The 25521-nt window shown below is 59.2% G+C and carries 30 protein-coding genes and 2 tRNA genes; 22 read left to right on the top strand and 10 right to left on the bottom strand.

Annotated features, from left to right (window positions below):
- Positions 1-32: 32 nt before the first annotated feature.
- Positions 33-117 (bottom strand) — tRNA-Leu (locus VE934_RS16655).
- A 39-nt stretch (positions 118-156) separates the two neighbouring features.
- On the opposite strand from VE934_RS16655, the gene cysM reads away from it, so the two are divergent.
- The 5 genes from cysM (at position 157) to VE934_RS16630 (ending at position 4739) form a co-directional block, all read left to right on the top strand.
- Entirely contained in the window at positions 157-1059 is a 903-nt protein-coding gene (cysM, locus tag VE934_RS16650) for a cysteine synthase CysM (protein WP_324889570.1), read from the top strand.
- Between the two features lie 134 nt (positions 1060-1193).
- Positions 1194-1724 carry an NUDIX hydrolase gene (locus VE934_RS16645; protein ID WP_324889568.1) on the top strand — a complete coding sequence of 177 codons (531 nt, stop codon included), beginning with the start codon at positions 1194-1196 and terminating at the stop codon, positions 1722-1724.
- Between the two features lie 228 nt (positions 1725-1952).
- Positions 1953-2399 carry a carboxymuconolactone decarboxylase family protein gene (locus VE934_RS16640; RefSeq protein ID WP_324889565.1) on the top strand — a complete coding sequence of 149 codons (447 nt, stop codon included), beginning with the start codon at positions 1953-1955 and terminating at the stop codon, positions 2397-2399.
- A gap of 10 nt (positions 2400-2409) precedes the next feature.
- Positions 2410-3303 carry an RNA polymerase sigma factor SigJ gene (sigJ, locus tag VE934_RS16635; protein WP_324889562.1) on the top strand — a complete coding sequence of 298 codons (894 nt, stop codon included), beginning with the start codon at positions 2410-2412 and terminating at the stop codon, positions 3301-3303.
- Entirely contained in the window at positions 3300-4739 is a 1440-nt protein-coding gene (locus tag VE934_RS16630; RefSeq protein WP_324889560.1) for an MFS transporter, read from the top strand. The genes sigJ and VE934_RS16630 overlap by 4 nt, the downstream gene beginning before the upstream one ends.
- Before the next feature lie 82 nt (positions 4740-4821).
- Here VE934_RS16630 and VE934_RS16625 read toward each other — a convergent pair.
- The 5 genes from VE934_RS16625 to VE934_RS16605 all read right to left on the bottom strand — a co-directional run bounded on the left by VE934_RS16625 (position 4822) and on the right by VE934_RS16605 (position 7895).
- Positions 4822-4896 (bottom strand) — tRNA-Arg (locus tag VE934_RS16625).
- A 71-nt stretch (positions 4897-4967) separates the two neighbouring features.
- Entirely contained in the window at positions 4968-6182 is a 1215-nt protein-coding gene (locus VE934_RS16620; protein WP_324889558.1) for a VWA domain-containing protein, read from the bottom strand.
- A gap of 11 nt (positions 6183-6193) precedes the next feature.
- A complete protein-coding gene (locus tag VE934_RS16615; protein WP_324889556.1) occupies positions 6194-6793 on the bottom strand; it encodes a GNAT family N-acetyltransferase in 600 nt (199 codons plus the stop codon).
- On the bottom strand, positions 6790-7029 hold the full coding sequence (locus tag VE934_RS16610; protein ID WP_324889554.1) for a hypothetical protein: 240 nt from the start codon (positions 7027-7029) through the stop codon (positions 6790-6792). Before VE934_RS16610 ends, VE934_RS16615 begins: the two co-directional genes overlap by 4 nt.
- 23 nt (positions 7030-7052) lie before the next feature.
- The gene (locus VE934_RS16605) at positions 7053-7895 is read right to left on the bottom strand and encodes a MoxR family ATPase (protein ID WP_324889552.1); all 843 of its coding nucleotides are present in this window, start codon (positions 7893-7895) and stop codon (positions 7053-7055) included.
- Between the two features lie 134 nt (positions 7896-8029).
- Here VE934_RS16605 and VE934_RS16600 point away from each other — a divergent pair, with 134 nt between their 5' ends.
- The gene (locus VE934_RS16600) at positions 8030-8695 is read left to right on the top strand and encodes a c-type cytochrome (protein WP_324889550.1); all 666 of its coding nucleotides are present in this window, start codon (positions 8030-8032) and stop codon (positions 8693-8695) included.
- A gap of 61 nt (positions 8696-8756) precedes the next feature.
- On the opposite strand, the gene VE934_RS16595 is transcribed toward VE934_RS16600, so the two are convergent.
- Positions 8757-9191 carry a DUF1841 family protein gene (locus VE934_RS16595; protein WP_324889548.1) on the bottom strand — a complete coding sequence of 145 codons (435 nt, stop codon included), beginning with the start codon at positions 9189-9191 and terminating at the stop codon, positions 8757-8759.
- Between the two features lie 154 nt (positions 9192-9345).
- Between VE934_RS16595 and VE934_RS16590 the strand changes: the two genes are divergently transcribed.
- Positions 9346-9567 carry a hypothetical protein gene (locus VE934_RS16590; protein WP_324889546.1) on the top strand — a complete coding sequence of 74 codons (222 nt, stop codon included), beginning with the start codon at positions 9346-9348 and terminating at the stop codon, positions 9565-9567.
- Positions 9568-9607: 40 nt separating this feature from the next.
- On the opposite strand, the gene VE934_RS16585 is transcribed toward VE934_RS16590, so the two are convergent.
- Positions 9608-10420 (bottom strand): IclR family transcriptional regulator, encoded by an 813-nt coding sequence (locus VE934_RS16585; RefSeq protein ID WP_324889544.1) that lies wholly within the window; start codon positions 10418-10420, stop codon positions 9608-9610.
- Positions 10421-10532: 112 nt separating this feature from the next.
- Between VE934_RS16585 and VE934_RS16580 the strand changes: the two genes are divergently transcribed.
- The 8 genes from VE934_RS16580 to VE934_RS16545 all read left to right on the top strand — a co-directional run bounded on the left by VE934_RS16580 (position 10533) and on the right by VE934_RS16545 (position 18434).
- On the top strand, positions 10533-11243 hold the full coding sequence (locus VE934_RS16580) for a 3-oxoacid CoA-transferase subunit A (RefSeq protein ID WP_324889542.1): 711 nt from the start codon (positions 10533-10535) through the stop codon (positions 11241-11243).
- The gene (locus VE934_RS16575; protein ID WP_324889540.1) at positions 11240-11881 is read left to right on the top strand and encodes a 3-oxoacid CoA-transferase subunit B; all 642 of its coding nucleotides are present in this window, start codon (positions 11240-11242) and stop codon (positions 11879-11881) included. The genes VE934_RS16580 and VE934_RS16575 overlap by 4 nt, the downstream gene beginning before the upstream one ends.
- Before the next feature lie 101 nt (positions 11882-11982).
- Entirely contained in the window at positions 11983-13188 is a 1206-nt protein-coding gene (pcaF, locus tag VE934_RS16570; protein ID WP_324889538.1) for a 3-oxoadipyl-CoA thiolase, read from the top strand.
- A gap of 109 nt (positions 13189-13297) precedes the next feature.
- Positions 13298-14041 (top strand): sulfite exporter TauE/SafE family protein, encoded by a 744-nt coding sequence (locus VE934_RS16565; RefSeq protein WP_324889536.1) that lies wholly within the window; start codon positions 13298-13300, stop codon positions 14039-14041.
- Between the two features lie 114 nt (positions 14042-14155).
- Complete coding sequence (locus VE934_RS16560) at positions 14156-15043, top strand: adenylate/guanylate cyclase domain-containing protein (protein WP_324889534.1); 888 nt, start codon at positions 14156-14158, stop codon at positions 15041-15043.
- 84 nt (positions 15044-15127) lie between these two features.
- Complete coding sequence (locus tag VE934_RS16555) at positions 15128-17116, top strand: serine/threonine-protein kinase (RefSeq protein WP_324889532.1); 1989 nt, start codon at positions 15128-15130, stop codon at positions 17114-17116.
- Positions 17117-17305: 189 nt separating this feature from the next.
- Positions 17306-17923 carry a ParA family protein gene (locus VE934_RS16550; RefSeq protein ID WP_324889530.1) on the top strand — a complete coding sequence of 206 codons (618 nt, stop codon included), beginning with the start codon at positions 17306-17308 and terminating at the stop codon, positions 17921-17923.
- Between the two features lie 55 nt (positions 17924-17978).
- Complete coding sequence (locus tag VE934_RS16545; RefSeq protein WP_324889527.1) at positions 17979-18434, top strand: MaoC family dehydratase; 456 nt, start codon at positions 17979-17981, stop codon at positions 18432-18434.
- A 10-nt stretch (positions 18435-18444) separates the two neighbouring features.
- Here the strand turns inward: VE934_RS16545 and trmL are convergent, their stop codons facing one another.
- Together trmL and VE934_RS16535 are read right to left on the bottom strand one after the other, a co-directional pair.
- Positions 18445-18915, bottom strand: coding sequence for a tRNA (uridine(34)/cytosine(34)/5-carboxymethylaminomethyluridine(34)-2'-O)-methyltransferase TrmL (trmL, locus tag VE934_RS16540; protein WP_324889525.1), 471 nt, complete (start codon positions 18913-18915; stop codon positions 18445-18447).
- A 168-nt stretch (positions 18916-19083) separates the two neighbouring features.
- Positions 19084-19836 carry a ComF family protein gene (locus VE934_RS16535; RefSeq protein ID WP_324889523.1) on the bottom strand — a complete coding sequence of 251 codons (753 nt, stop codon included), beginning with the start codon at positions 19834-19836 and terminating at the stop codon, positions 19084-19086.
- A gap of 51 nt (positions 19837-19887) precedes the next feature.
- On the opposite strand from VE934_RS16535, the gene VE934_RS16530 reads away from it, so the two are divergent.
- The 7 genes from VE934_RS16530 (at position 19888) to VE934_RS16500 (ending at position 25453) form a co-directional block, all read left to right on the top strand.
- Positions 19888-20787 (top strand): biotin synthase, encoded by a 900-nt coding sequence (locus VE934_RS16530; RefSeq protein WP_324889521.1) that lies wholly within the window; start codon positions 19888-19890, stop codon positions 20785-20787.
- A gap of 159 nt (positions 20788-20946) precedes the next feature.
- Complete coding sequence (locus VE934_RS16525) at positions 20947-21447, top strand: DUF2244 domain-containing protein (protein ID WP_324889519.1); 501 nt, start codon at positions 20947-20949, stop codon at positions 21445-21447.
- 187 nt (positions 21448-21634) lie between these two features.
- Positions 21635-22804 (top strand): cytochrome c oxidase subunit II, encoded by a 1170-nt coding sequence (coxB, locus tag VE934_RS16520; protein WP_324889672.1) that lies wholly within the window; start codon positions 21635-21637, stop codon positions 22802-22804.
- A gap of 74 nt (positions 22805-22878) precedes the next feature.
- A complete protein-coding gene (gene ctaD, locus VE934_RS16515; protein ID WP_324889517.1) occupies positions 22879-24498 on the top strand; it encodes a cytochrome c oxidase subunit I in 1620 nt (539 codons plus the stop codon).
- Positions 24499-24524: 26 nt separating this feature from the next.
- The gene (locus VE934_RS16510; protein ID WP_324889515.1) at positions 24525-24638 is read left to right on the top strand and encodes a cytochrome oxidase small assembly protein; all 114 of its coding nucleotides are present in this window, start codon (positions 24525-24527) and stop codon (positions 24636-24638) included.
- 3 nt (positions 24639-24641) lie between these two features.
- Positions 24642-25244, top strand: a complete 603-nt coding sequence (locus tag VE934_RS16505; protein WP_324889513.1) for a cytochrome c oxidase assembly protein — start codon at positions 24642-24644, stop codon at positions 25242-25244.
- Positions 25241-25453, top strand: a complete 213-nt coding sequence (locus tag VE934_RS16500; protein WP_324889511.1) for a DUF2970 domain-containing protein — start codon at positions 25241-25243, stop codon at positions 25451-25453. The genes VE934_RS16505 and VE934_RS16500 overlap by 4 nt, the downstream gene beginning before the upstream one ends.
- The last annotated feature ends 68 nt before the right edge of the window (positions 25454-25521 follow it).

The following is a 25521-nucleotide window of genomic DNA, read 5'->3' as shown; positions in this document are numbered from 1 at the left end:
GAACGTAATACTCATTCATAGCAGTTTTGCTATGGTGCCCGGGGCCGGAATCGAACCGGCACGCCTTTCGGCGGGGGATTTTGAGTCCCCTGCGTCTACCAATTTCACCACCCGGGCGGAAGGAGCGAAGAGGCGAATTATGGCACAGTGCAGGGTATGACCTACCCCACTATCGAAGACGCCATCGGTAAAACGCCGCTGGTGGCTCTGCAACGTATCCAGGCCGAAGGCAACGCACAGCGAAACAATGTTGTCCTTGGAAAACTCGAAGGTAACAACCCCGCTGGCTCGGTGAAAGACCGCCCCGCGCTGTCGATGATCAAGCGTGCGGAAGAGCGTGGCGACATCCGGCCCGGTGACACACTGATCGAGGCCACTTCCGGCAACACCGGCATTGCGCTGGCCATGGCCGCAGCCATCAAGGGTTACCGCATGGTGCTGATCATGCCGGAGGACCTGTCCATCGAGCGCGCACAAACCATGAAGGCCTTTGGCGCCGAGTTGATCCTCACGCCCAAAAGTGGCGGCATGGAGCACGCGCGTGATCTGGCGGAGCAAATGGCGCAGGACGGCAAGGGCCGGGTGCTGGACCAGTTTGCCAACGACGACAACCCGCGCATCCACTATGAAACCACTGGCCCGGAAATCTGGGCCGACACCGGCGGCAAGGTCACACACTTCGTCAGCGCCATGGGCACAACAGGCACCATCACTGGCGTGTCGCGTTTTCTGAAAGAGAAAAACCCTGCGATCAAAATCATCGGTGCGCAGCCCAGTGAAGGCTCCCGCATACCGGGCATACGCAAATGGCCAGAAGCCTACATGCCAAAAATTTACGATGCCAGCCACGTGGACGAACTGGTGCTGGTCAGTCAGCTTGACGCAGAAGACATGTGCCGGCGCATGGCGCGCGAAGAGGGCATCTTCGCTGGCATCTCGGCCGCGGGCGCCTGCTGGGTGGCCCAGGAGATTGCCAAGACGGTGAAAGATGCGGTGATTGTTTTCATCGTCTGCGATCGTGGTGACCGCTACCTTTCGACAGGTGTGTTTCCAGCCTGACCGACGCCTCTGTCATTGCGGGCTTGACCCGCAATTCATGCCTCACAAGCCACAACAGTGGTTCCCGCGGCATGGATCCCGGATCAGGTCCGGGATGACATCCTTGAAATTTCGCAAGATGAAGATGTGAACCCATGACCCAAGAATTCAAGTATTGCCCCAGCTGCGCGACCCCGCTAGCCATGGTCACCCAGATGGAAGATGGTGGCGAAAAAGCGCGTTTGCGCTGTCCTGCCTGCGACTTCACGTACTGGAACAACCCGGTGCCCGTACTGGCCGCGGTGATTGAACATCAGGGCAAGATCCTTCTGGCGCGCAACGCAGCCTGGACGGCCAAGATGTATGCGCTCATCACCGGTTTTATGGAAGCGGGCGAGACGCCCGAGGGCGGCATCACGCGTGAAGTGAAGGAAGAAACCAATCTCGACGTGACCGACCTCAAGTTGATCGGCGTTTACGACTTCCAGCGCATGAACCAGATCATCATTGCCTACAGCGCAGTGGGCCACGGCGAGGTAAAACTTTCTCCAGAGCTGGTGGACTACAAGCTCTACGCACACGAAGACGTGAAATGTTGGCCCGCTGGCACTGGCTACGCCATGGCAGATTTTTTAAAGTCAAAGGGCTATCAGCCGGAGTTTTTGGAGTGGGCAAAGCGGGACTGAAGCCCTGGATTCTGGAAAGAAGGTTGCCTACCATTTTTGCCCTTTGCACTTGTTTTGCTCGCGCTGGCAGCTATTAAAAGCGTAGCAAACTCCCTGGCTACCCAGCGGGCCTTTTCACGGTCTCGAATCCTTTTTTCAGCTGCCGCTGTTTTCAGTTCTTCACACGTCACAAACAGACCTGCTCAATCGTCAATACGGTGTTCCCTCCAACTTTTAAAGGAAAACACCATGACAGTTGCTACCGCCTCCAATACCGCTCCCGTTCGTTTCGACGCCGTTGTGCCCGCGATCTTTTCCGCCTTGGTCAAGGTGCACGACTCGGTCAACCAGTATGGGCTTGACAAGACAATTCATCATCTCGTGCAACTGCGCGCCTCCCAGATCAACGGCTGCGGCTTTTGCGTGAAGATGCATACCCGCGAGGCACGTGACGATGGGGAAACCAGCGACAGGCTGGACCGCCTGATCGTCTGGGCGCATGTGAGTGATTTCAGCGAAGCTGAGAAAGCGGCGCTGGCCTGGACGGAAGCCCTGACCTTGCTTGACCCCAAAACCGACTACGCGCGCCTGCGTGGCCGGCTGCGTGCGGTTTTTTCTGACAAGGAGATCGGCGCCCTCACGGCGACCATTGCGATGATCAACCTCTGGAACCGCATCCAGATCTCGGCACACTGAGGCTTGCACCGTGGTAAACATCGACCCCGTCGCCGTCTTTGAAGATAGGCGCAGGCACTTGTTTGGCTTGGCTTACCGGATTCTCGGGTCGCGTGCCGATGCCGAGGACGCCCTGCAGGACGTTTTCATCAAATGGCAGGGGGCCGAGCACGCGGCCATAGCTACACCAGCGGCTTGGCTTACTACCCTTTGCACGCGGCACTGCATTGACATGCTGCGCGATGCGCAACGCAGCCGTGTGGACTACATCGGCACCTGGCTGCCCGAGCCGATTCACACCCGCACGGAAGAAACGCCGGAGACCCATGCCTTGCTGGCGTCGTCGCTCAGCATGGCTTTTTTGCTGTTGCTGGAGCGGCTCACGCCCAAAGAGCGCGCCGCCTATCTGCTGCACGATATTTTTGACATGCCGTATGCAGACGTGGCGCAGATGCTGGAGATGGAAGAAGCCGCTTGCCGCAAGCTGGTCTCGCGTGCCAGCATCAGCATTGCCCAGGGCAAGGTGCGGCATGTGACGCCACCCAGGGTGCAGGACGAACTTCTTTTCGCGTTCCGCGAAGCCATCAGCGCGGGCAGCACAGAGGCGCTGGCAAGTCTCCTTGCTGACGACATCGCTGTCAGCGCTGACAGCGGCGGAAAGGTTCCGTCTATCGAAGGCGTGGTGCAAGGCAGGGGCAGTGTGCTGACCCTTATCGCGACACAACTGGCCCGCTTCTGGCGCGCTTATGAATGGGTGGCTTGCGAGATCAACGGGGGGCGCGCCATCCAGCTGCGCGCGAACGGCGAGATCGCGGCTGCCATCACCTTTGCCTACAACGACGAAGGCAAGGCCACCAACATCTACATCATGCGCAACCCCGACAAGCTGGACGGACTGGCTTTCGGACCGGAGCAACTGTCATGAGCAATCCATCTAAAGGCTGGATGGCCCTGTTGACCGGTGCGAACGCGGTCCGCACACTGGCTCTGGCAGGTGGTGTGGCACTGCATGCCGTGAACCTGTACATAGGCACCACCATCCTGCCGTCTGTTGTGCGTGACATTGGCGGCCTGGATTACTACGCATGGAACACGGCGCTGTTTGTGATCGCTTCCATCATCAGCGCTGCGCTGGCCAGCCAGCTGCTTGAAAAATTTGGTCCGCGTGCTGCGTATGTGGCCGGTGCGCTGGTGTTTGCGCTGGGCTCCCTGGCCTGCGCGCTGGCGCCTTCAATGCCCGTCATGTTGGGTGGGCGCTTTGTACAGGGTTTCGGCGGCGGCCTGCTGCTGGCGCTGCCTTACGCCATGATTCGCCTGGTGTACGACGAGGCCCTGTGGCCCCGTGCAATCGCTGTGCTGTCGGGCATGTGGGGCGTGGCCACGCTTCTTGGGCCCGCCATCGGTGGCGTGTTTGCCCAGATGGATGCCTGGCGCCTGGCGTTTGGCTCCCTGGTTCCGGCGGCGGGACTCTTTACTTTGCTCGCGCTGGCGGTAATTCCCGGGCGCGACACCCGTGAAAAAGTGCCCTCGCCAGTGCCGTGGGTGCAACTTGTGTTGCTGGCAAGTGCGGTGATCGCCGTGTCTGCAGGCAGCGTCAGCCGCGACGCGGTGTGGAATATAGCGGGCGTGCTGAGTGCAGCGCTTCTTGCCGCCTCGCTGTTCGCCGTTGAAAAACGCGCCAGCACCCGCCTCTTGCCCAAAGACGCCTTGCGGGGTGGTGCAGCATTGGGTGCCCTTTACGTCACCATGGCCTTGCTGGCCGTAACCGTTACCTGCACCGAAATATTTGCACCGCTTTTTTTCCAGGTGCTGCATGCGAAGTCGCCGCTGGCCTCTGGGTATCTGGCGGCCATCATGTCCGCAGGTTGGACACTGGGCTCCGTGATGAGTTCGGGTGCCACAGGCGGCCGCATCACACTGGCGATACGGACGGCACCTGCCGTCGCTCTGGCCAGCATGCTTGCGTTGGCCGCATGGGTACCCACGCCCAGCAACGGGAGCTGGCAGGTGCTCGTACCGATTTGTCTCGCCATGCTGGCCCTCGGCTTTGCCGTGGGCATCGCCTGGCCGCACTTGAGCACCCGCGTGCTTCAAATTGCGCCACCGGGCGAAGAAAACCTGGCGGCGTCATCCATCATGACCGTCCAGCTGTTTGCCACCGCCATGGGCGCAGCGTTGGCGGGCCTGGTCGCCAACCTTGGCGGCTTGAGCAGCCCTGGCGGTGTGCAGGGCACCGCTGGTGCGGCCCTCGCCTTGTTTGGTGGGTTTGCGGTGGCTCCGTTGTTGTGTCTCTTCACGGCGCGACACGCAGCGAGTGCAGATACGGCCGCCATCCCAAAACCAGTGCGCAGCTTCGATTGATCGATGCGCGCTCTGAATGTGGATCGTTTGAAGGTTCTGCCCTTATAGGGCCGGAGAAGTCTGCTATTAAAACTGGAGCGTTTGGTACCACCAACAGGAATCGAACCTGTATCTAGCGCTTAGGAGGCACTCGTTCTATCCATTGAACTATGGCGGCAAATCCCGGCAATTCGCGGGGAGCCCAAATTGTATTCGCTGGGCAAGCGCCTGCGGGGCTCGGCTCGCAAGCTACTTCGAGAGCAGCCGCATCGCCTCTTCCAGCCCCTTGATCGTCAGGGGAAACATGCGCTGATTCACCAGTTGCTGGATCACGCTGATGCTCTGACGGTATTGCCACACGCCTTGAGGCTCCGGGTTGATCCAGACAAACTTTGGAAAGGCGTTGGTCAGGCGCTGCATCCACTCGGCGCCGGCTTCTTCGTTGTTGTATTCAACACTGCCGCCTGGCTGCAAAATTTCGTAGGGGCTCATGGTCGCGTCGCCGACAAAGATCAGTTTGTAGTCCTTGTTGTACTTGCGGATGATGTCCCAGGTGGCAAACTTTTCGCTGAAGCGCCTGCGGTTGTTCTTCCACATGAAGTCATAGACGCAGTTGTGGAAGTAATAGAACTCGATGTGCTTGAACTCGGTTTTGGTGGCTGAGAACAGTTCTTCAACACGCGCGATGTGTTCGTCCATGGTGCCGCCCACGTCCATCAGTAGCAGCACCTTCACGTTGTTGTGGCGTTCGGGCACCATCTTGATGTCAAGCCAGCCGGCGTTGGCGGCTGTGGATCGGATGGTGTCGTCCAGGTCCAGCTCTTCAACATGCCCCTCGCGCGCAAACTTGCGAAGCCGGCGCAGCGCCACCTTGATGTTGCGTGTACCCAGCTCCTGCGTGTCGTCGTAGTCCTTGTACGCACGCTGGTCCCACACCTTCACGGCGCTTTTGTTGCGGCTTTTTTCCTGACCGATGCGAATGCCTTGGGGGTTGAAACCGTTGGCGCCAAAGGGCGAGGTGCCACCGGTGCCTATCCACTTGCTGCCGCCTTCGTGGCGCTCTTTCTGCTCTTCAAAACGCTTTTTCAGCGTTTCCATGAGTTCGTCCCAACCCATTTTTTCAATCTTGGCTTTCTCCTCGGGGCTCAGTTCAAGCTCCAGGTTTTTGCGCAGCCACTCCAGCGGAATGTCCTTGGTGAAGTCGGCAATCATCTCGACACCCTTGAAGTAGGCCGCGAAGGCGCGGTCAAACTTGTCGTAGTGCTTTTCGTCCTTCACCAGCACCGTGCGGCTCAGGTAATAGAAGTCGTCGATCTTGTACGCCCCTTCACCAAACTCGCCGTCGGGTGTGCCACTGTTAGGGCCAACGACGCCGGCCTGTAGCGCTTCGAGCAGCGTCAGGTATTCCTTGACGGAGACCGGCAGCTTGGCCGAACGCAGGGTGTAGAAGAAGTCGATCAGCATATTGACTCTCCTCAGGATGACCTTGGTTTGTCAAGCATGTACACCAGCTGAGCTTTCACTTCCGGCCACTCGCCCGAACGCAGGCTGTACATGACGGTGTCGCGAATCGTGCCGTCGCGCCGCAACGCGTGCCCGCGGATCACGCCGTCCTTGCGAGCGCCCAGGCGCTCGATGGCGCGCTGCGAGGCGTGGTTGAAATTGTCGGTACGCCAACCCACCACGTTGCAGCCCAGCGTCTCAAAGGCGTGTGTCAGCATCAGCAGTTTGCAGGTGGTGTTGACGTGGGTGCGCTGGCAGCGCGCGGCGTACCAGGTGTAGCCAATCTCAACGCGTTTAACGGCCGGGAGAATGTCGTGATAGCTGCTGCTGCCGAGAACCGTGCCGGTAGCGGCGTCGCTCACGGCGAAGGCAAAGCGGTGGCCGGCTTCGCGGGCTTTGAGTGCGTCTTCAATATAGGTTTTGGTCTGCTCCGGCTCCGGGACAGAGGTGATGCGCAGCTTCCACAACTCGCCATCAGCAGCGGCAGCGCGCAGTCCGGCTTCGTGTTCAAAGGCAAGCGGCACCAGTTCCACACCGCGATCTGAAAGCGTGACCGCCTGCACAAAGCTCATGGCTCGTCGCTTTCCTTTTTGACCTGCGCACGGCGCCAGCGCCGCGCTATTTGAAGGCCAAGACCACCGCCTATGCCAACCATCACGATGCCGATGATGGCGCTGTTGCCATAACCTTCAGCGAAGATGTCAAAGCCCAAAAGACGGCCCAGCCAAAAAGCAGCCAGTGCGCCGCCAACAAATCCAACGGCGTCGGACACGCCCTCAAGCAGCAGTTTGCGGGTTTCTTGCGTCATGGTGCGACAGGCCTTTTAGCGGTTTATCGGTTGTGGCGTTGCATGAACACCAGTTTTTCAAACAAGGTGACGTCTTGCTCGTTTTTGAGCAGTGCGCCCACGAGAGGCGGCACGGCGACTTTGTCTTCCTTGCTTTGCAGGGCCTCAAGCGGAATGTCTTCGGCCACTAGCAGCTTGAGCCAGTCCAGCAGTTCGCTGGTCGACGGCTTTTTCTTCAGGCCCGGCAGGTTGCGCACGTCATAAAACGTTTTCATTGCAGCAGCCAGCAGTTCTTTCTTTAACCCCGGAAAGTGAACGTCGACAATCTGCTTCATCGTTTCGGCGTCGGGAAACTTGATGTAGTGAAAAAAGCAGCGGCGCAAAAAGGCGTCGGGCAGTTCTTTTTCGTTGTTGGAGGTGATAAAAACCAGCGGCCGGTGTTTGGCCTTGATCAGCTCGCGCGTTTCGTAGCAGTAAAACTCCATGCGGTCGATTTCGCGCAGCAAGTCGTTGGGAAACTCGATGTCGGCCTTGTCGATTTCGTCGATCAGCAACGCCACGGGTTCGTCGGCGGTGAAGGCCTGCCAGAGCACACCCTTGATGATGTAGTTGTGGATGTCCTTGACCTTCTCATCACCCAGTTGCGAGTCCCGCAGCCGCGAAACTGCGTCGTATTCATACAGACCCTGCTGCGCCTTGGTGGTGGACTTGATGTGCCACTGAAGAAGCGGCAAGTTGAGCGCCTGCGCCACTTCCTCGGCCAGCATGGTCTTGCCGGTGCCGGGTTCACCTTTGACGAGAAGCGGTTTTTTGAGGGTGGCGGAGGCGTTGACCGCCAGCATCAGGTCCTGCGTGGCGACGTAGTTTTTGGAGCCTTGGAATTTCATGGTTTGCAGCAAAGAGGGGACTGGAGGGCGGTGAATCTGCGGTGATTGGCAGCGCGCCTGACTTGGCCGCAGCAGGCGCAGATATAATCAGAGACTGTTTTTATAGCAAATTCTCACCTGATTGTGCGCGCAAAATGACCAAGCTGTTCACCACGATATTCGCCCTTGCTGTCTCATTTGTGACGGTAACGGCCCATTCCCAGGACCTCAAGGGCGATGTCAAAGCCGGCGAAACCAAGATCGCCATGTGTATCGGCTGTCATGGCATCAAGGGCTATCAGGCCAGCTTTCCAGAGGTGTACAAAGTCCCGATGATCTCGGGTCAGAGCGCCAAATACCTTACATCTGCTTTGAACGCCTACAAAAAAGGCGAGCGCAAACACCCCACGATGCGCGGTATTTCCGAGACGCTGAGCGACCAGGATATTGCCGATTTATCCGCTTACTACAGCGCCCATGGCGTTACCGAGGGTGCTGCACCGGCCACCAGAACAGCCAAAACGCCAAGTCCTGCCGTGGCTGCCCTTTTGGCCAAAGCCAATTGCGCTTCCTGCCACGGTGCAGATTTCAGCAAGCCGATTGATCCCAGCTATCCCAAGCTGGGTGGCCAGCATGCCGACTATCTGTTTGTGGCGCTCAAGGCCTACAAGGTTGAGAACAACGCCAAGGTCGGGCGCGGCAACGCCATCATGTCCGGCATGGCCAAGCAGTACTCCAACGCAGAACTGAAACTACTGGCCAATTACATGGCCTCTGTTGAGGGTGACCTGCAAGTGATTCCGCAGAAAAGATTCCGGTAAGCTGCTGCTTCCACACAAATAAAAAAGCCCCGCAACCCGGGGCTTTTTTATTTGTGTGGATTCAATCTTTTGTAGCCTGGCGCTGCACACAGTCAATATAGGCCGCCCCGTCCGGCTGGCGTCCCGCGCGCTGGCTTTCCCAGACCATTTTTCCCAGGCAATCCATGGCTTCGTGGTGTGCGTCGTGCAGTGAATTGCGCTTGGCTGCGAGCAATTCCACGGCCTGACGTATGCCGCGTGGTTGGTCAATGGAGCACTGCTCGCTGATGGACAGGTGCATGGAAAGATGCAGGAAGGGGTTGGTGTTGCCTGCCTCAACGTCGTACATCTTTTCCAGCGCCGCGTTGACATCCGCAAAATCCCGGTGGTACTCGGGATGATCCTCAAGCCATTGGCTTGCTATTGTTTCGATAGCTTCAAGCGGCTGTCCCGATTGGGTTTTGGCATATACGGAGCAAAAAAATCGGCGGACATCGGCTTGCGAAGGAGTGAACATGTACTTAGCGTAGCATGCGAAGGGCCGGCTTCTTTGTGCCCGCTCGGGAATGTCCTACGGTGTTTTCGGGACTCTTCGCGTAAATTACTGGCACGGCAGCGGGATACCGGCAAGCGCGCTCCGGTATATCCAATCATCCGGCGAGGAAAAATATATGAACGCAATGAGAATCACCGGCATCGTTTTGATCGTGCTGGGCCTGGCCGGTTTTTTCACCGGGGGCTTCAGCTTCACCAAAGACACGACCGCTGCAAAAATCGGTCCGATTCAACTCACGGTGAAAGAAGAAAAAACCGTCAACTTCCCGCAGTGGCTCAGTCTCGGGGCCATCGTTTTGGGCGCCGTGGTGCTGGTGATGGGCGGGCGTAAATCCTGAAGGCCTGACGCACCTGAAACCGGGATGCGCTGGTCCACGGTCAGCGCTGAGCATTGAGCATGTGAGAGATTGATTGTGCTGCGGCCAGCAGTGGCGGCAGCATGGTTTCCTGCATCAGTTTGGCGCCGCTGCGGTTGGCCTGTCCGCTGATATTAAGGGCCGCAACCGTGCGCCCTGACCGGTCGCGAATCGGCGCTGCCATCGATATCAATCCTTCTTCCAATTCCTGATTGACCAGACTCCAGCCCTGCTTGCGTGTCTGGTCAATTTTCTGGCGTAGTGCTTCGAGGTCTGTCACGGTGTGCCGCGTTAAAGCCGCGGGTCGTGAAGCCTTCAGGCAAGCGATGACATCCTTGTCTGGTAGACCGGCCAGCAAAACACGGCCCATGGATGTGCAATACGCGGGAAGTCGGGAGCCGACCCCCAGCGCGATGCTCATGATTTTGTGGGTGGACACACGCATCACATAAACGATGTCTGTGCCCTCCAGCACGGCCGCTGAACACGACTCTTTGACCTCTGCCGCCAGCCCTTCCATAACGGGTTCGGCCAACCCCCAGATGGGCATGGACGAGAGGTAGGCAAAGCCGAGGTCCAGGATACGCGGCGTCAGCGAAAAGTGTTTTCCATCGCTTGTGACGTAACCCAGTGTTTGCAGCGTGAGCAGAATGCGTCGCGCACCAGCGCGACTGAGACCGCTGCGCATGGCGACCTCGCTGAGTGTCTGTTGCGGCGACTGGGCGCTGAACGAGCGGATGACTTCCAGTCCACGCGCAAAAGACTGGACATAGCTGTCGCCCGGTTTGGGGCCGGGCAGTCCATCCGGGGTGCTTGAGTTGGCCGCAATTGCCATGTTGGGGAAAATCTCCTAAAATTCATTATACGAACAATTGTTCTACATAAGAACAAAAACTCGTTAATGCGGGTCACAGGTGCTTCATTGACTGCAGGTCGGAGAGTGTCAGATGATTAACAAGATAGCCCGCTCAGTGGCCGACGCGCTGGGCAATGTGCGGGACGGTGCGACTGTTCTGATAGGCGGGTTCGGCACGGCGGGGATTCCCATCGAATTGATTGACGGCCTGATAGAGCAGGGCGCCAAAGACTTGACCGTGGTCAACAACAATGCGGGCAATGGCGAGTTGGGCCTGGCTGCGTTGCTGAAGATGGGGCGGGTGCGCAAAATCATCTGCAGTTTTCCGCGCCAGGCTGACAGTCAGGTGTTTGACGGCTTGTACCGCGCCGGCAAATTGGAGCTGGAGCTGGTGCCTCAAGGCAATCTGGCGGAGCGAATCCGTGCAGCAGGTGCCGGAATAGGGGCCTTTTTTTCGCCCACGGCTTATGGCACCGCGCTGGCCAACAATCCGGATGGAACGGCCAGGGAAACCCGCGAAATCAACGGCAAACCGCATGTTCTGGAAATGCCAATTCACGGCGATCTGGCCTTGATCAAGGCCGAGCGCGGAGACCGCTGGGGCAACCTGACTTACCGCAAGGCTGCCCGCAACTTTGGCCCGGTCATGGCCACCGCCGCCAAACACACGGTTGCCACGGTGCATGACATTGCCGAGCTGGGCGAACTGGATCCCGAGCACATCGTGACCCCGGGCATCTTTGTGCACAAGGTTCTGAAAATCGACCGTGTGGCAACGCAGGGCGGGGGCTTCAAATCATGACTTACCGAAAACGCAGCAAGGACGAACTGGCGGCCCGCGTCGCACGGGACATTCACGATGGCGCTTATGTGAACCTCGGCATTGGCATGCCCACTTTGGTGGCCAACCATTTGCCTGAAGGCATTGAGGTCATTTTGCAGAGCGAAAACGGCATTCTTGGCATGGGTCCTGCGCCGCTTCAGACTGACGAAGACTTCGATTTGATCAACGCCGGCAAGCAGCCCGTAACCCTGCTCAAGGGCGGTGCCTATTTCCATCATGCCGACAGTTTTGCCATGATGCGCGGCGGTCATCTGGACATCTGTGTGCTGGGCGCGTTTCAGGTTTCCAGCACGGGAGACTTGGCGAACTGGAGCACCGGCGAGCCGGGCGCCATACCAGCGGTGGGCGGCGCCATGGACCTGGCCATCGGCGCCAAGCAAACCTGGGTCATGATGGATTTGTTGACCAAAAAGGGTGAGAGCAAGGTGGTGAAAACCTGCACTTATCCGCTCACTGGCATCGGCTGTGTCAAGCGCATCTACTCGGAGCTTGCAACGCTTGAATGCTTGCCAGCGGGACTGAAGCTCATCGATGTAGTTGACGGACTGGACCACGCCGAACTCGAGCAACTGATCGGCCTGCCGATCCAGAAGTGAATTCACCCATCCGTTCGGGCTGAGCCTGTCGAAGCCCTTTCACCACATCTTCACGCAAGCACTTCGACAGGCTCAGTGCGAACGGAAAACAGAGAGACACCATGACCATCGAAGCATTTATCTGCGACGCGATCCGTACTCCGTTCGGCCGTTATGGCGGCTCGCTAAGCAGCGTGCGCACCGACGATCTGGGCGCCGTGCCCTTGAAGGCGTTGATGGCGCGCAACCCCAACGTCGACTGGCTCGCGGTGACAGACGTGATCTACGGCTGCGTCAATCAGGCCGGCGAGGACAACCGCAACGTTGCGCACATGGCTAGCTTGCTGGCGGGCTTGCCGCTGGAGTTGCCGGGCAGCACCATCAACCGTCTCTGCGGCTCCGGCATGGATGCGGTGGGTACCGCCGCGCGCGCCATTAAGGCGGGTGAGGCCCGCATGATGATTGCCGGTGGCGTTGAAAGCATGAGCCGCGCGCCTTTTGTGATGGCGAAGGCCGAGAGCGCTTTCAGCCGCGCCGCGCAGATCTACGACACCACCATTGGCTGGCGCTTTGTCAACAAGCTGATGAAAGAAAAATATGGCGTGGACGCCATGCCCGAAACCGCCGAAAACGTGGCGACCGATTACAACATCAGCCGTGAGGATCAGGACAGGATGGCGCTGGCTTCACAGCTGAAAGCGGTGGCCGCGCAGAAGTCGGGTTTCTTTGACGCTGAGATCACGCCAGTCAGCATCGCGCAGAAAAAGGGCGAGCCCGTGGTGGTCAGCAAGGATGAACATCCCCGCGAAACCTCGATGGAAGCGTTGGCAAAACTTAAAGGCGCCGTCCGGCCGGACGGCAGCGTGACCGCTGGGAATGCCTCCGGCGTCAACGACGGCGCGTGTGCGCTGCTGATTGCAAATGAGGAAGCTGCGAGGCAAAACGGGTTGACGCCGCGGGCCCGCATTGTTGGCATGGCAGCGGCCGGTGTACCGCCGCGCATCATGGGCATAGGGCCCGCACCCGCAACGCAAAAAGTACTGGATCTGACGGGCTTGAGTCTTGCGCAAATGAACGTGATCGAACTGAACGAGGCCTTTGCTGCGCAAGGGCTGGCGGTGCTGCGGCTGTTGGGCCTGCAGGACGACGATGTGCGCGTCAACCCGAATGGCGGCGCGATTGCGCTGGGCCACCCCCTGGGCGCGTCTGGCGCGCGACTGGTAACCACCGCCGTGAATCAGCTGCACCGTACCGGCGGGCGTTATGCCCTGTGCACCATGTGTATTGGTGTGGGGCAGGGGATTGCGATTATTCTTGAGCGCGTTTAAGGCAAAGTTTTTCAGCGCCGCCCTCTTGCACGCGCTCCTGTTTTGATAGCTACTATCGCCCGTGCATAAAGGGCGAAACGCTTATTTTTCTCACAAAAGCGGCTTCCCCTTGATCACAGACCCATTTTTTTACGCCATCGCCATCCCTGCGGTGCTGCTGCTGGGCATCAGCAAAAGTGGTTTTGGCGCTGGCTTTGGCTCGCTGGCTGTGCCCATGATGGCGCTGGCCGTAACGGTGCCCGAGGCGGCAGCCATCCTGATGCCGGTTCTATTGCTGATGGACTTGCTTGGGATGGCAGCGTTTCGCAAAAATTTTGACCTGCGGTTGCTGAAGTTTCTGGTTCCTTTTGGTCTGCTGGGGACCCTGACCGGCATGCTGCTCTTCAAGGTACTTGCCGCCAACACGGTTGCGGGAATTGTCGGCGCCTTCACCTTGCTGTTTCTGGCCCAGCGACTTTTGTTTCCCCCGCGGCCCGACAGTCCTCCGCCGCCGCGCTGGCTGGGCGCGGTGCTCACCGTTACCTCCGGCTTCACCAGTTTCATCGCCCATGCCGGTGGTCCGCCCATCAGCGCCTATGTGATTCCCCTGCGCCTGTCGCCATTGAACTTCACCGCAACACTGGCCTTTTTCTTTTTTGTCATCAATCTGTCCAAATGGATTCCCTACGCCTGGCTTGGCCTGCTTGATCTGCGCAACATGGCGACATCCCTCGTGCTCCTGCCGATTGCGCCGATTGGCGTGTGGATAGGCGTGAGGCTGGCAAGGCGCATCAATCCGGTTTTGTTTTATCGTCTGCTCTACTTCGGCATGTTTCTGACCGGCTGCAAGCTGCTCTGGGACGGTCTGAAATAGACGCACCCGCCCAAAGTAGGGTGAAAACATCACCACATGCCGGCGGTGAATCGGTGAAAATCCCCGGATGAGCCCAATACCTGATGTGTCACCGTTTACCGCTAGGCAGCCGGCATGACCACGGTTGTGTTTGCCGATCTGGTGGGAAGCACCAGCATGTTCGAGCGGTTGGGTGACGAGACCGCATCGCGTTTTCTCACCCAGCTAGTGGGCGCGATGAGCCAGGATTTTGAGCAGCACAACGGGCGCATCGTTAAATTGCTGGGGGACGGCTTATTTGTTGTTTTCCCAAATGAAGGCGATGCGCTCGCTGCCTGCATTGGCATCCAGAAGCGCCTGACCGACAAGCCCATCCTGGCCGGCGGCAGCGGGCCGCCGGTGCAAATGCAGATGGGTATCGAGTCGGGCGAGGTGGTTGAGATCGACGGCGACTTTTTCGGCGACACGGTTAATTCAGCAGCGCGCCTGGCTGATCTGGCCGGTGCGGCCCAGATTTTGACCACCCAGAACGTCTGGACCGCGCTGGCACCCCTGCAGCGTGCCTCGCTGCGCAGCCTGGGCCCCATGCATTTGCGCGGCAAGGCTGAAGCCAGTCACATCTACCGCGTCGAGTGGCATACCGGGCGCGACGAGGACGCCACGATGATGGGTCGCTCCATGGTGTCAGAAGCCTCCAGGCAAGTCCTGGAGCTGGTGGCCGGCGAGCAAGTGGTCAAAATCCATGCGGCGAGTCCCAAAGTCTCGATCGGGCGGGGTGCAGGCGCTTCGCTGGCCCTGAACGACCCGCGCGTGTCCAGAATGCACGCCACGCTGGAGTGGCGCGGCGGACAGTTTGTGCTGAGCGACGCTTCAAGCTACGGTAGCTGGGTTTACTTTGGCAATCAGAGCGAAGCGGTGGTGCTGCGCCGTACAGAGTGTTATCTGGTCGGTAGCGGCCAGATTTCTGCTGGTTGTGAGCGCAAAGAGGGCAGTCCCCTGATCAGTTTTTCGATCAGTAACTGAGGGGATTTACCCCTCATCGCTGCTGCCGTCGCAGGCTAAAATCGGTCTGTTTCCAAACGTTACCCGCCGGCGCGCCATCACCCCATGAGTCTGAAAAAGCTTGGTCGATATGACATTGTTCGCGTGCTCGGCAAGGGTGCGATGGGCTTGGTATATGAGGCGCTTGATCCCAATCTGGACCGCCGCGTCGCGATCAAGACCATCAAGGTGGAAAACCTCTCGCAGGAAGCCGCCGTTGAATACGAGGCGCGTTTTAAAACCGAAGCCCGTTCGGCGGCCCGGCTGCAACACCCCAACATCGTCAGCGTTTATGACTCGGACCGCCACGATGACATGGCCTATCTGGTCATGGAGTTCATTCAGGGCGAAGACCTGAAGCATCATCTGGACAGCGGCAAACTTTATTCGCTGGAGCAGTCGCTGGGCATGGTTCGCGAGTTGTTGTCTGCGCTGGCATATGCCCACCGGCAAAACATCGTGCACCGCGATGTCAAGCCAGCCAATTTGTTAATAGAAGCGAGCGGCAGGGTCAAACTGACCGATTTCGGCGTGGCGCGTATACAGGATTCTGGCGAGGCCACGCGCACCCAGGGCACCATGGTCGGCACCCTCAAGTACATGTCGCCCGAGCAGGTGCAGGGCCTGCCGGTCGATGCCCGCTCTGATCTTTTTGCCGCTGGCATTGTGTTGTATCAGTTGCTGACGGGTAAAAGGCCGTTTGACGGCGATACCGATTTTTCCATCATCCAGCAAATCGTCAGCCACAGCCCGGTCGCGCCCAGCGCTATCAATGCCTTGTTGCCGCCGGCCATCGACGCTGTGGTGTCACGCGCGCTCGCCAAAAAGCGGGATCTGCGTTTTGCAAGTGCAGAGGAGTTTGCGCAAGCGCTGCAGCAGGCGAGCAACCAGGTGTCTGACCCGACGATTGTTCCCCCAGTCAGCCAGCCCGGCCGCCCGGGCGGTATGGCCACGGACACAGGGATTGCGCAATCCCGCGTGGGCGGTTCCACCATCAAGATGAGGACGTCGGGTACGGACAGCGGGTCAACTGTCACGCAGGAGCTGGAGCTGGTCTACTGGAAGGACATCAAGGACACCGACGACCTTGAAGACCTGGAGGGGTTTCTTGACAAGTTTCCTTCCGGCATCTACGCCGATCTCGCGCGACGCCGCGTCAAAAAGCTCACTGGCAATGGCGTGTCTGAGGCATCACTCACCAACTCGATGACCATTACCGGGACGCTCCCGGTGTCCCGCGAGCCCGAGTCACAGTGGAGCCGTTTGCAGGCTCAAAACGGCATGGAGCCGACGCTCGTTATGCCGCGCGCCGCAGAAGCGCCTGCGGCTGACGATCCCGATGCGACCCGCATGGTTGCAAATGCGGCGCCCGCCGCAGCGCCTTCCGCTGCCCCCGCTGCACCAGCGGTGGCGGCCGTGTCCCCACCTGGCGCCAAATTAACGGATGCAGCGCCAGCGGTATCCGCAGAGCCAGCCCCTGCGAAGGCGACGTCAGAGGTCCCAAGCCCCCCACCTGCCGGCCGTTCCAAAATGCCGGTGCTGGCACTCGCTGGTGTGGCATTGCTGGTAGTGGCCGGTATTGCTTTCAAGTTGTTGTCAGGGGCGCCAGCGCCAGTTGCCAATGTGGCCACCCCCGACGCGCCTGGTGCGGTGACTGCCACTCCGGCGATGACATCGCCTGTCGCGCTACCCGCCGAGTCATCAGCCGCCAAGCCCGCTGGTCCGGTGGCCACAGCGCCAGCGGTGCCGCCTGTGGCCCCTGCTTCCCGGCCAGCGGCCAAGCGGGTCGCTGCTGCACTCGAAAAAATGCAGCAATCCAGGGCTTCGTCCGACAAGCCGGCGGCAAGAGAAGCTGCCGCCACGGCGACAGTCGAGCCGAGACCCGCAGCCCCTGCCGGCAGCCCGCGGCAGGCTTGCGAGGACCGGATTTTGCTCGGTTTTCAGGTTTGTATGAACGAGCAATGCGCCAAACCCGCCTTCACCAACCACCCTATTTGTGCGGAGCGCCGCGCCATGCAGCAGCAAAGGCAGGAAGCGCAGGAAAGACGCAATTAACTGGGCCCCGACGACCCGGTACATCGTTGCTACTCAAAACATAGCAAACTTTCCCCGTGATCATTGGGCAAAAGGCGTATTTGATCGGTATTGCGCAGCGCGCGCATGCAAGCGGCGGATGACCAGGCGCTAATGGCGGTGCCACGGGCTTTACCAGTTACCATCGTGTAAAAATTTCAGGAGATTCGCATGCCTGTGGTTGTGATTGCCAATCCAAAGGGCGGCGTCGGCAAGACGACGCTGGCTACCAATGTTGCAGGCTACTACGCCAGCCAGGGCCACGCGGTCATGCTGGGAGATGCGGACCGGCAGCAGTCCTCGCGCCTATGGCTTGGGCTCCGGCCGCCAGCCGCGCGACCCATGACCACCTGGGACGTCAACGCGGACCTGATCGCCAGACCGCCCAAAGGCACAACCCACGTGGTGCTGGACACGCCGGGCGGGCTTCATGGCTGGCGCTTCAACGATATCGTCAAAATGGCCGACAAGCTGATCGTGCCGCTTCAGCCCAGCGTGTTTGACATCTTTGCCACCCGCGCCTTTCTGGACCAGTTGGCAGAACACCGTCATGCCGGCAAGATGCAGGTCGGGATTGTGGGCATGCGTGTTGATGCGCGGACCATCGCCGCTGACAAGCTGCGCAGCTTCGTCGAGAGTCTGGGTTTGCCCGTTCTTGGGTACGTACGGGACACGCAAAACTATATTCACCTGGCAGCCCGCGGCCTCACCCTGTTTGACGTGGCCCCAAGCCGGGTTGAAAAAGACCTGGAACAGTGGGCGGGGATCTGTCGCTGGCTGGACCAATAGTCTGGCTGTCGCGGGCAGTACAAGCCTGCGCCTGGCGCCCCGCTACAGTGGGGCGATGAAAACTTTTCAGACACTTTCAGAACTGGCCGCCTGCGTGGGCGAGGAAGTCGCTGTCAGCGACTGGCTGACCATCACCCAGGCACAGGTCAATCTGTTTGCCGACGCAACGGGCGACCACCAGTGGATTCATGTGGACCCGGAAAAAGCAGCAAGCGGCCCTTTTGGCGCGCCGATCGCACACGGCTTTTTGACCTTGTCGCTGCTTCCCCAGTTTTTCGAATCCGCCTTTGAAATTGTGCAAAGCCGCATGGGGGTTAATTACGGACTCAATAAGGTGCGTTTTACAGCGCCAGTGCCGGTAGGCAGCCGCCTGCGTGCGCGCATGAAACTGCTGGCCTGCGAGCCGATTGACAACGATGGTGTGCAGATGACCTGGGAAGTGACGGTGGAGCGGGAGGGTGCGACCAAGCCTGTCTGCGTGGCTGAGTCACTGGTGAGGCGCTACCCCTGACGAGCCATCCTCAACCTGGCGCCGCAAATCCGTTTTGCCGCCAGGCCTCAAATACGGTCACAGCGACCGCATTCGACAAATTCAGACTGCGTTGACCGCTCAGCATCGGTAACTTGAGGCGCTGTTCAGGGGCGAAGGTCTCACGCAGTTCTGGCGCCAGGCCCCGGGTCTCTGACCCAAACACCAGCCAGTCGCCGGCCTGAAAGGCGCACTCGTAAACCAGTCGAGTGCCGCGCGTCGTCAGCGCAAAAAGGCGGGCGGGGTCGGGGTTTTCGGTATCCAGAAAAGCCTGCCACCCCGCGTGGCGCCTCAGCTCAGCGTACTCGTGATAGTCCAGCCCGGCCCGCCGCATGTGTTTGTCGTCCATCGAAAACCCCAGCGGCTCCACCAGATGCAGGCGGCAACCTGTGTTGGCAGCCAGCCGGATGACATTGCCGGTGTTGGGTGGTATTTCGGGCTCGACGAGAACGATGTTGAACATGATGAGATTGTCGTCGGTCCCGAACCCTCCAACAGTGGGTCATGGCGGGCAGCTCTTCGTCAAGCCGGGGCCGCGGATCTGGCTTCGCCAGTCCGCAGGCGCAGCGGCCCCCTCGGGGGGCAGGGAGTTACATGAAGTGAACGACCGTGGGGGCCATCGTGTGGGGCTCTAGTTCTCAGTGCGCGCGATAACCAGCGCGGTGATATGCGCGGCACCGGCGTCACGCAGGGCCTGCGCGGCGGTGAAAAGCGACGCGCCACTGGTCATCACGTCATCCACCAGCACCACGCGGCGGCAAGCGACTTCCTGAGTGCGCAAAGGATCGACGATGAAAGCGCCTTTGACGTTCTGCAGCCGCGCCTCGCGCTTGAGCTGTGCCTGGGGCGGGGTGTTTTTAATGCGAAGCAGCAGTCGGGCGTCCGGTCGGACCGGCGAGCGACTTTGAACGGCAAGTGCCTTGGCAAGCTCCCACGCCTGGTTGAAGCCGCGTGACTGAAGGCGCTCTGCGGAGAGCGGCATGGGAATCAACAGGTCGCGGGCCTCCAGGTTGGTTAAGGCCTCGCTCACGCCCGGCGTCTGGCCCAGCAAAGTCGCGAATTCACCGGCCCACGCTGCATCCAGACCAAATTTGTAGTCCGTCAAAAGCACGGACCATGGATAGGCATAAGCGACGGCAGCAAAACAGGCGTGGAGCGGGGGCGGATGCCGGATACAGGCCGCGCATTGTGCTGACGGGCGGCCCTTTCCCATGGACAGATCGGCAGGAAGGGCCAGAGCGCACGTAGTGCACCGGGGTATGGCCTGCCCGAAGCGGGCCATGCATGAAATGCAAACACGGCGCGCAGGCCAGGAGTGGCAGACCGCGCACTGGCTGGCCAGGTTTTGCAGCGCGGACGCCAGGAATGGAGGGCTCAGCGACATGCGGTCAATATACTCGGCGCTTTCCCTCCGCTTTCCTCTTTTGGCTACTCCATGGCAACCGACCGCCCCCCCACCATCGACCCGCAGGCCGCCGCGCGCTGGCAGCAGGTGGCGCCTTTGGCGTCGCCGTGGCTGCATGAGGAGGTGGCGCATCGCATGCTGGACAGGCTGCAATGGATCAAACTCAAACCCAAGGCCTGGGCCGATTGGGGCGCCGTGCGCGGCGGTTTGCGGGCGCACCGTCAGCTCGCTGCAGCGTACGCGGATGCATCGTGTTTTGTGGTGGAAGCCCAGGAACTGCGGGCAAAGAATGCTATTAAAAAGATAGTGAGTCCATGGTGGAGCCCAAAACGATGGGTTGCGCCGCCGGTGGTTTTCCAGTCGCCACCGCCAGCCACGGTGGACATGTTATGGGCCAACATGGCGCTGCACGAAGCCTCCGACCCTCAGGCTTTGCTGGCGCAGTGGCATGAGTCGCTGAAGGTTGGCGGTTTTGTCATGTTTTCGTGTCTGGGCCCTGACACCACACGGGAGTTACGCGAGGTTTATCACGCCATGGGCTGGCCGCCTGCTGGACACCAGCTAACCGACATGCATGACTGGGGTGACATGCTGGTGCAAACCGGTTTTGCTGAACCGGTCATGGACATGGAGCGCATCACGCTGACCTTTGAAACGGCTGAGCGCTTGTTGCTCGAATTGCGCGAATTGGGGCGTAACCTGCACCCCGGGCGGTTTTCCACCTTGCGCGGCCGGGAATGGAAGCAGCGTCTGATCCAGTCACTGGAGCAACACATGCCGCGCCAGGCCGATGGCCAGCTGACCCTGACCTTTGAGATCATCTATGGTCATGCGCTCAAACCCCAGCCCAAGGTCAAGGTCAGTGCCCTGAGCGCCGTGTCCGTGCAGGACATGCGGGCCATCCTGCAGGGGTCGCGCGGGGGAAGTTGAGGTTGCCTACCACGGGCGGCTCACTCGGGTTTAAGCCTCGCTAAGGGGCTTGTACGGGGTAATCCCGGCTACAATCCAAAGTTGAATTTTTGGGTATGTTCCCACGCACCTGGCGGCCGAATATGTTTGATCGGCGGCGAATTTCCAAGTGTTGCACCTGTGTCGCACACCAACTCAGCAGTTCGTTTCACGATTGCATCCAGCTCCGGCGGGCAGGGGCCGCAAGTTGTTCAATGGCTGCTCAAACGCAATTGTTCCGTGACTCCTGTCCAGCTTGGCTGGCTTTATGTGTCGCTGTGCGGCGTGTCTCTGGGCATCGCCGCGTTTTTCTGGTCTCAGGGTGTCCCTCTGGTGCTGCCTTTTGCGTCACTTGAGCTTTTGTTGGTGGTTGCTGCGTTCTGGAGTTATGCCCGCCACGCCACTGACGGAGAGCGGATTGTTTTGCAGGGCGGCCAGCTGGTGGTGGAGCTTGAAAGCGCAGGACGTCTGGAGCGCGCAGAGTTCAATCGGCAGTGGGTTCGTGTTGAACCCAAAGCCGGCGACGGATCGCTGATCGAGGTGTCGGGGCAGGGCCAGTCTGTCAAGGTGGGGCGCCATGTGCGCCCTGAATTGCGGCCCGCACTGGCCCGGGAAATTCGTCAAGCGTTGCGTGGATGTTGAGTCAAGGCGGGAAAGTCAGAGCGTTTGGACCGGGGTGATCCCGGTAGGGGCAGGGCTAACTTTATAATCAGCGGTTTACTCAGCTAATCAGTCGGTAATTGGGGCAATAAAAGTGATCACGATGAACGTACGCACAACGATAGGGTCAGGCATGAAGCAAGCAGGCGCAGTTTTGAAAACCTTCGCCATGCAAGTTAGCCGCAAGCCAGCCGCCCTTGTGGCATGGCTGGCGGTTTGGGCGAGCAATGCAGCTTACGCGGTGAACGACCTGCCTGGTGGCCCGGCTGTCAATCAGCTCAATTTGCACCCCGCGGTGACCAAGATTGCCGAAGAGCAGCAATGGCTGCACTGGTTCATCATGGCCATCTGCCTCGTCATTTTTCTGGCGGTGTTCGGCGTGATGTTTTATTCGGTCTGGAAGCATCGCAAGTCTGTTGGCGCCAAGTCTGCCAACTTTCACGAATCCACCACTGTCGAGATCATCTGGACCATTGTTCCTTTTGTCATCGTGATCGTGATGGCCCTGCCTGCTACCAAGCTGCTGGTGGCCTCAAAGGACACCACCAGCGCCGATCTGACCATCAAGGCCACTGGCATGCAGTGGAAGTGGGGCTATGACTACATCAAGGGGGAAGGTGAAGGCATTGGCTTCGTCTCCACGCTGGACAGCACGCACCGCGAAATGTCCAACAACGGCGGTCCCAAAAAGGGCGAAGCCCCTGATAACTATCTGCTCAAGGTGGACAACCCGCTGGTTGTCCCGGTTAACCAGAAAATCCGCATCATCACCACGGCCAACGACGTAATCCATGCGTTTGCGGTGCCGGCTTTCGGTATCAAGCAGGATGCCATCCCGGGGTTTGTTCGCGACACATGGTTTCGCGCCGAAAAAACGGGCGACTTTTACGGCCAATGCGCTGAGCTGTGCGGCAAAGAGCATGCCTACATGCCGGTACACGTGAAAGTGGTCTCGCGCGAAGACTATTCCAAATGGGTGGCAGTCAAAGCCAAGGAAGCCGCAGCCAAGGCGGATGATCCTTCCAAGGTCTGGGCTCTGCCTGAGCTCAAGGCGCGTGGCGAAAAAGTCTATGCCGCCAATTGCGCCTCCTGCCATCAGGCAACGGGCAAAGGTGCCGGTCCCATCAAGGCGCTCGACGGCTCGGCCATTGTGCTGGACAAGGACCATGGCAAACAAATCCAGATTTTGCTCAACGGTGCCGCTGGCGGCGCCATGCCCCCATGGAAGTCGCTGAGCGACACCGATTTGGCTGCCGTGGCCACCTACACCCGCAACAACTGGTCCAACCAGACCGGCGAGCTCGTGCAGCCAGCTGAATTTCAGGCTGCCCGCAAGTAAACAAGCCACCAGACCATACCGTCTCCCATCGGCCAATACATACCAGCCGCAGACAAGCCATCAAAGGAAGCCAGATGAGTGCAGTTCTAGACCATCACGATCACGCGCATGACCATGATCACCATGCCCCCACGGGCTGGCGTCGTTGGGTATTTGCGACCAACCACAAGGACATTGGTACGCTGTACCTGTTGTTCAGTTTTACCATGTTCATGCTGGGCGGCGTTCTGGCGCTGGGCATCCGGGCCGAGCTGTTTCAGCCCGGGCTGCAACTGGTCAACCCTGAGCTCTTCAATCAGCTCACCACCATGCACGGTCTGATCATGGTGTTCGGGGCCATCATGCCGGCGTTTGTGGGATTTGCGAACTGGATGATTCCGCTGCAAATTGGCGCAGCTGACATGGCTTTTGCCCGCATGAATAATTTCAGTTTCTGGCTGTTGATCCCTGCTGGCGTGATGATTGCCGGCTCCTTCTTCATGCCTGGTGGCGCACCTGCGGCAGGCTGGACTCTGTACGCTCCCCTGACCCTGCAAATGGGTCCTTCCATGGATGCCGGTATTTTTGCGCTGCACATCCTGGGCGCGTCCTCCATCATGGGATCGATCAACATTATCGTGACCATTCTGAACATGCGCGCTCCCGGCATGACGCTGATGAAAATGCCGATGTTCTGCTGGACATGGCTGATCACGGCCTACCTGCTGATCGCTGTGATGCCCGTGTTGGCCGGCGCCATCACCATGACGCTGACTGACCGCCACTTCGGCACCAGTTTCTTCAATCCAGCCGGCGGTGGTGATCCGGTCATGTATCAGCACATCTTCTGGTTCTTCGGCCACCCCGAGGTGTACATCATGATCTTGCCGGCCTTCGGCATCATCAGCCAGATCATCCCGGCCTTTGCCCGCAAACGCCTGTTTGGCTACGCGTCCATGGTGTATGCCACGGGCTCCATCGCCATCCTGAGCTTTGTGGTCTGGGCTCACCACATGTTTACCACCGGGATGCCTGTGACCGGTCAGCTCTTTTTCATGTACTCGACCATGTTGATTGCGGTTCCTACGGGCGTGAAGGTCTTCAACTGGATTGCGACCATGTGGAAGGGCTCGATGTCCTTCGAGACGCCGATGTTGTTTGCAGTCGGTTTCATCTTCGTGTTCACCATGGGTGGCCTCACCGGCGTGATCTTGTCGGTTGCACCGATTGACATCCAGTTGCAGGACACCTACTACGTGGTGGCCCACTTCCACTATGTGCTGGTGGCCGGCTCACTCTATGCTCTCTTCGCAGGCTACTACTACTGGGTGCCCAAGTGGACGGGTGTGATGTACAACGAGACGCGCGGCAAATGGCATTTCTGGATGTCGCTGATTTTCTTCAACATCACATTTTTCCCGATGCACTTCCTCGGGTTGGCCGGCATGCCACGCCGCTATGCGGACTACCCGATGCAGTTTGCCGACTTCAACATGGTGGCCTCGGTGGGGGCATTTGGCTTCGGTCTGGCGCAAGTTTATTTCTTCCTCTTCATCGTCATACCCACCATGCGCGGCAAGGGTGAGAAAGCCCCGCAGCGCCCATGGGAAGGTGCGGAAGGTCTGGAGTGGGAAGTCGCTTCTCCTGCGCCTTTCCATACCTTTGAGACACCACCCCGTCTGGACGCCACCGCCACCAAGGTGCTGGGTTACTAAACTGCTTTAGGGACCTCTGCTACGCCATGACACCTGAACAAAAGAAGAACAACACGAGGCTGGGGCTGATACTGGCGTCCGTTGCCATTGTGTTTTTTCTTGGCTTCATGGCCCGGCTGGTCTTTTTTGGCAAAGGTTGATCCATGGGCCTGAAGCGCGAAAATTTCCGTATGGTGGGCAAGCTGGGCGTGATTGTGCTCGGCATGTTTGCTTTCGGTTATGCGCTGGTGCCCATCTACAAGGCCATCTGCGAGATGACCGGCATCAACATCCTGGCCCTCGGGGACAGGCAGATTCCTGGCGCGACGCCAAAAATGTCGGCCAACACGCAGGTAGACACCAGCCGCAGCATCACGGTGGAGTTTGATGCCAATGCCCGCGGTCCCTGGCTGTTCAAACCCGCTGTGCGGTCGGTGCAGGTGCATCCCGGCGAGCTAGCAACGGTGATGTACGAGTTTCAGAATGTCCAGGACCGCACCATGTCGGCGCAGGCGATTCCAAGTTACGCGCCGTCTCAGGCGGGTGCACACTTCAACAAGCTCGAATGTTTTTGTTTCAGCCAGTACACCCTGGCACCTGGAGAGAAAAAGCAGTGGCCAGTGGCCTTTGTGATTGATCCCAAACTGTCCAAAGACGTGACTACCATCACCCTTTCCTACACTTTCTTTGAAGTCGGTGGAAAAACCCCCGCAGCACCCGTTGCGGCGGTGAGTGTGGAAGCGCCGAAGCAGGAGCCGGGCGCATGAGTACGACGCCGTCTGCCACACGCAAGGGCTCGCTCTGGCGCACCATCAAGGCGGTGAGCTGGTCTTTTTTCGGTGTGCGAGCCCGGGGTGATTACGAGCAGGATGTCCAGCAGCTCAAGCCGCTGCACATTGTTGCTGTCGGGTTTGCAGGTGTCGTGGTCTTCGTGGGTGGCCTGATTTTTCTGGCGACCTGGGTGGTGGGCAAATAGAACCGTGTAGAGCCGCGTGGCCGCCCGTCAAATCGATTGAGTGAATTTCAGAATATAGCGAAACAGGA

Origin of the sequence: Polaromonas sp. (assembly GCF_035638815.1) — a bacterium.
Classification (GTDB): Bacteria; Pseudomonadota; Gammaproteobacteria; order Burkholderiales; family Burkholderiaceae_C; genus Polaromonas.
Note: the sequence above shows the minus strand (reverse complement) of the source record. Positions and strands in the feature narration are given on the sequence as shown.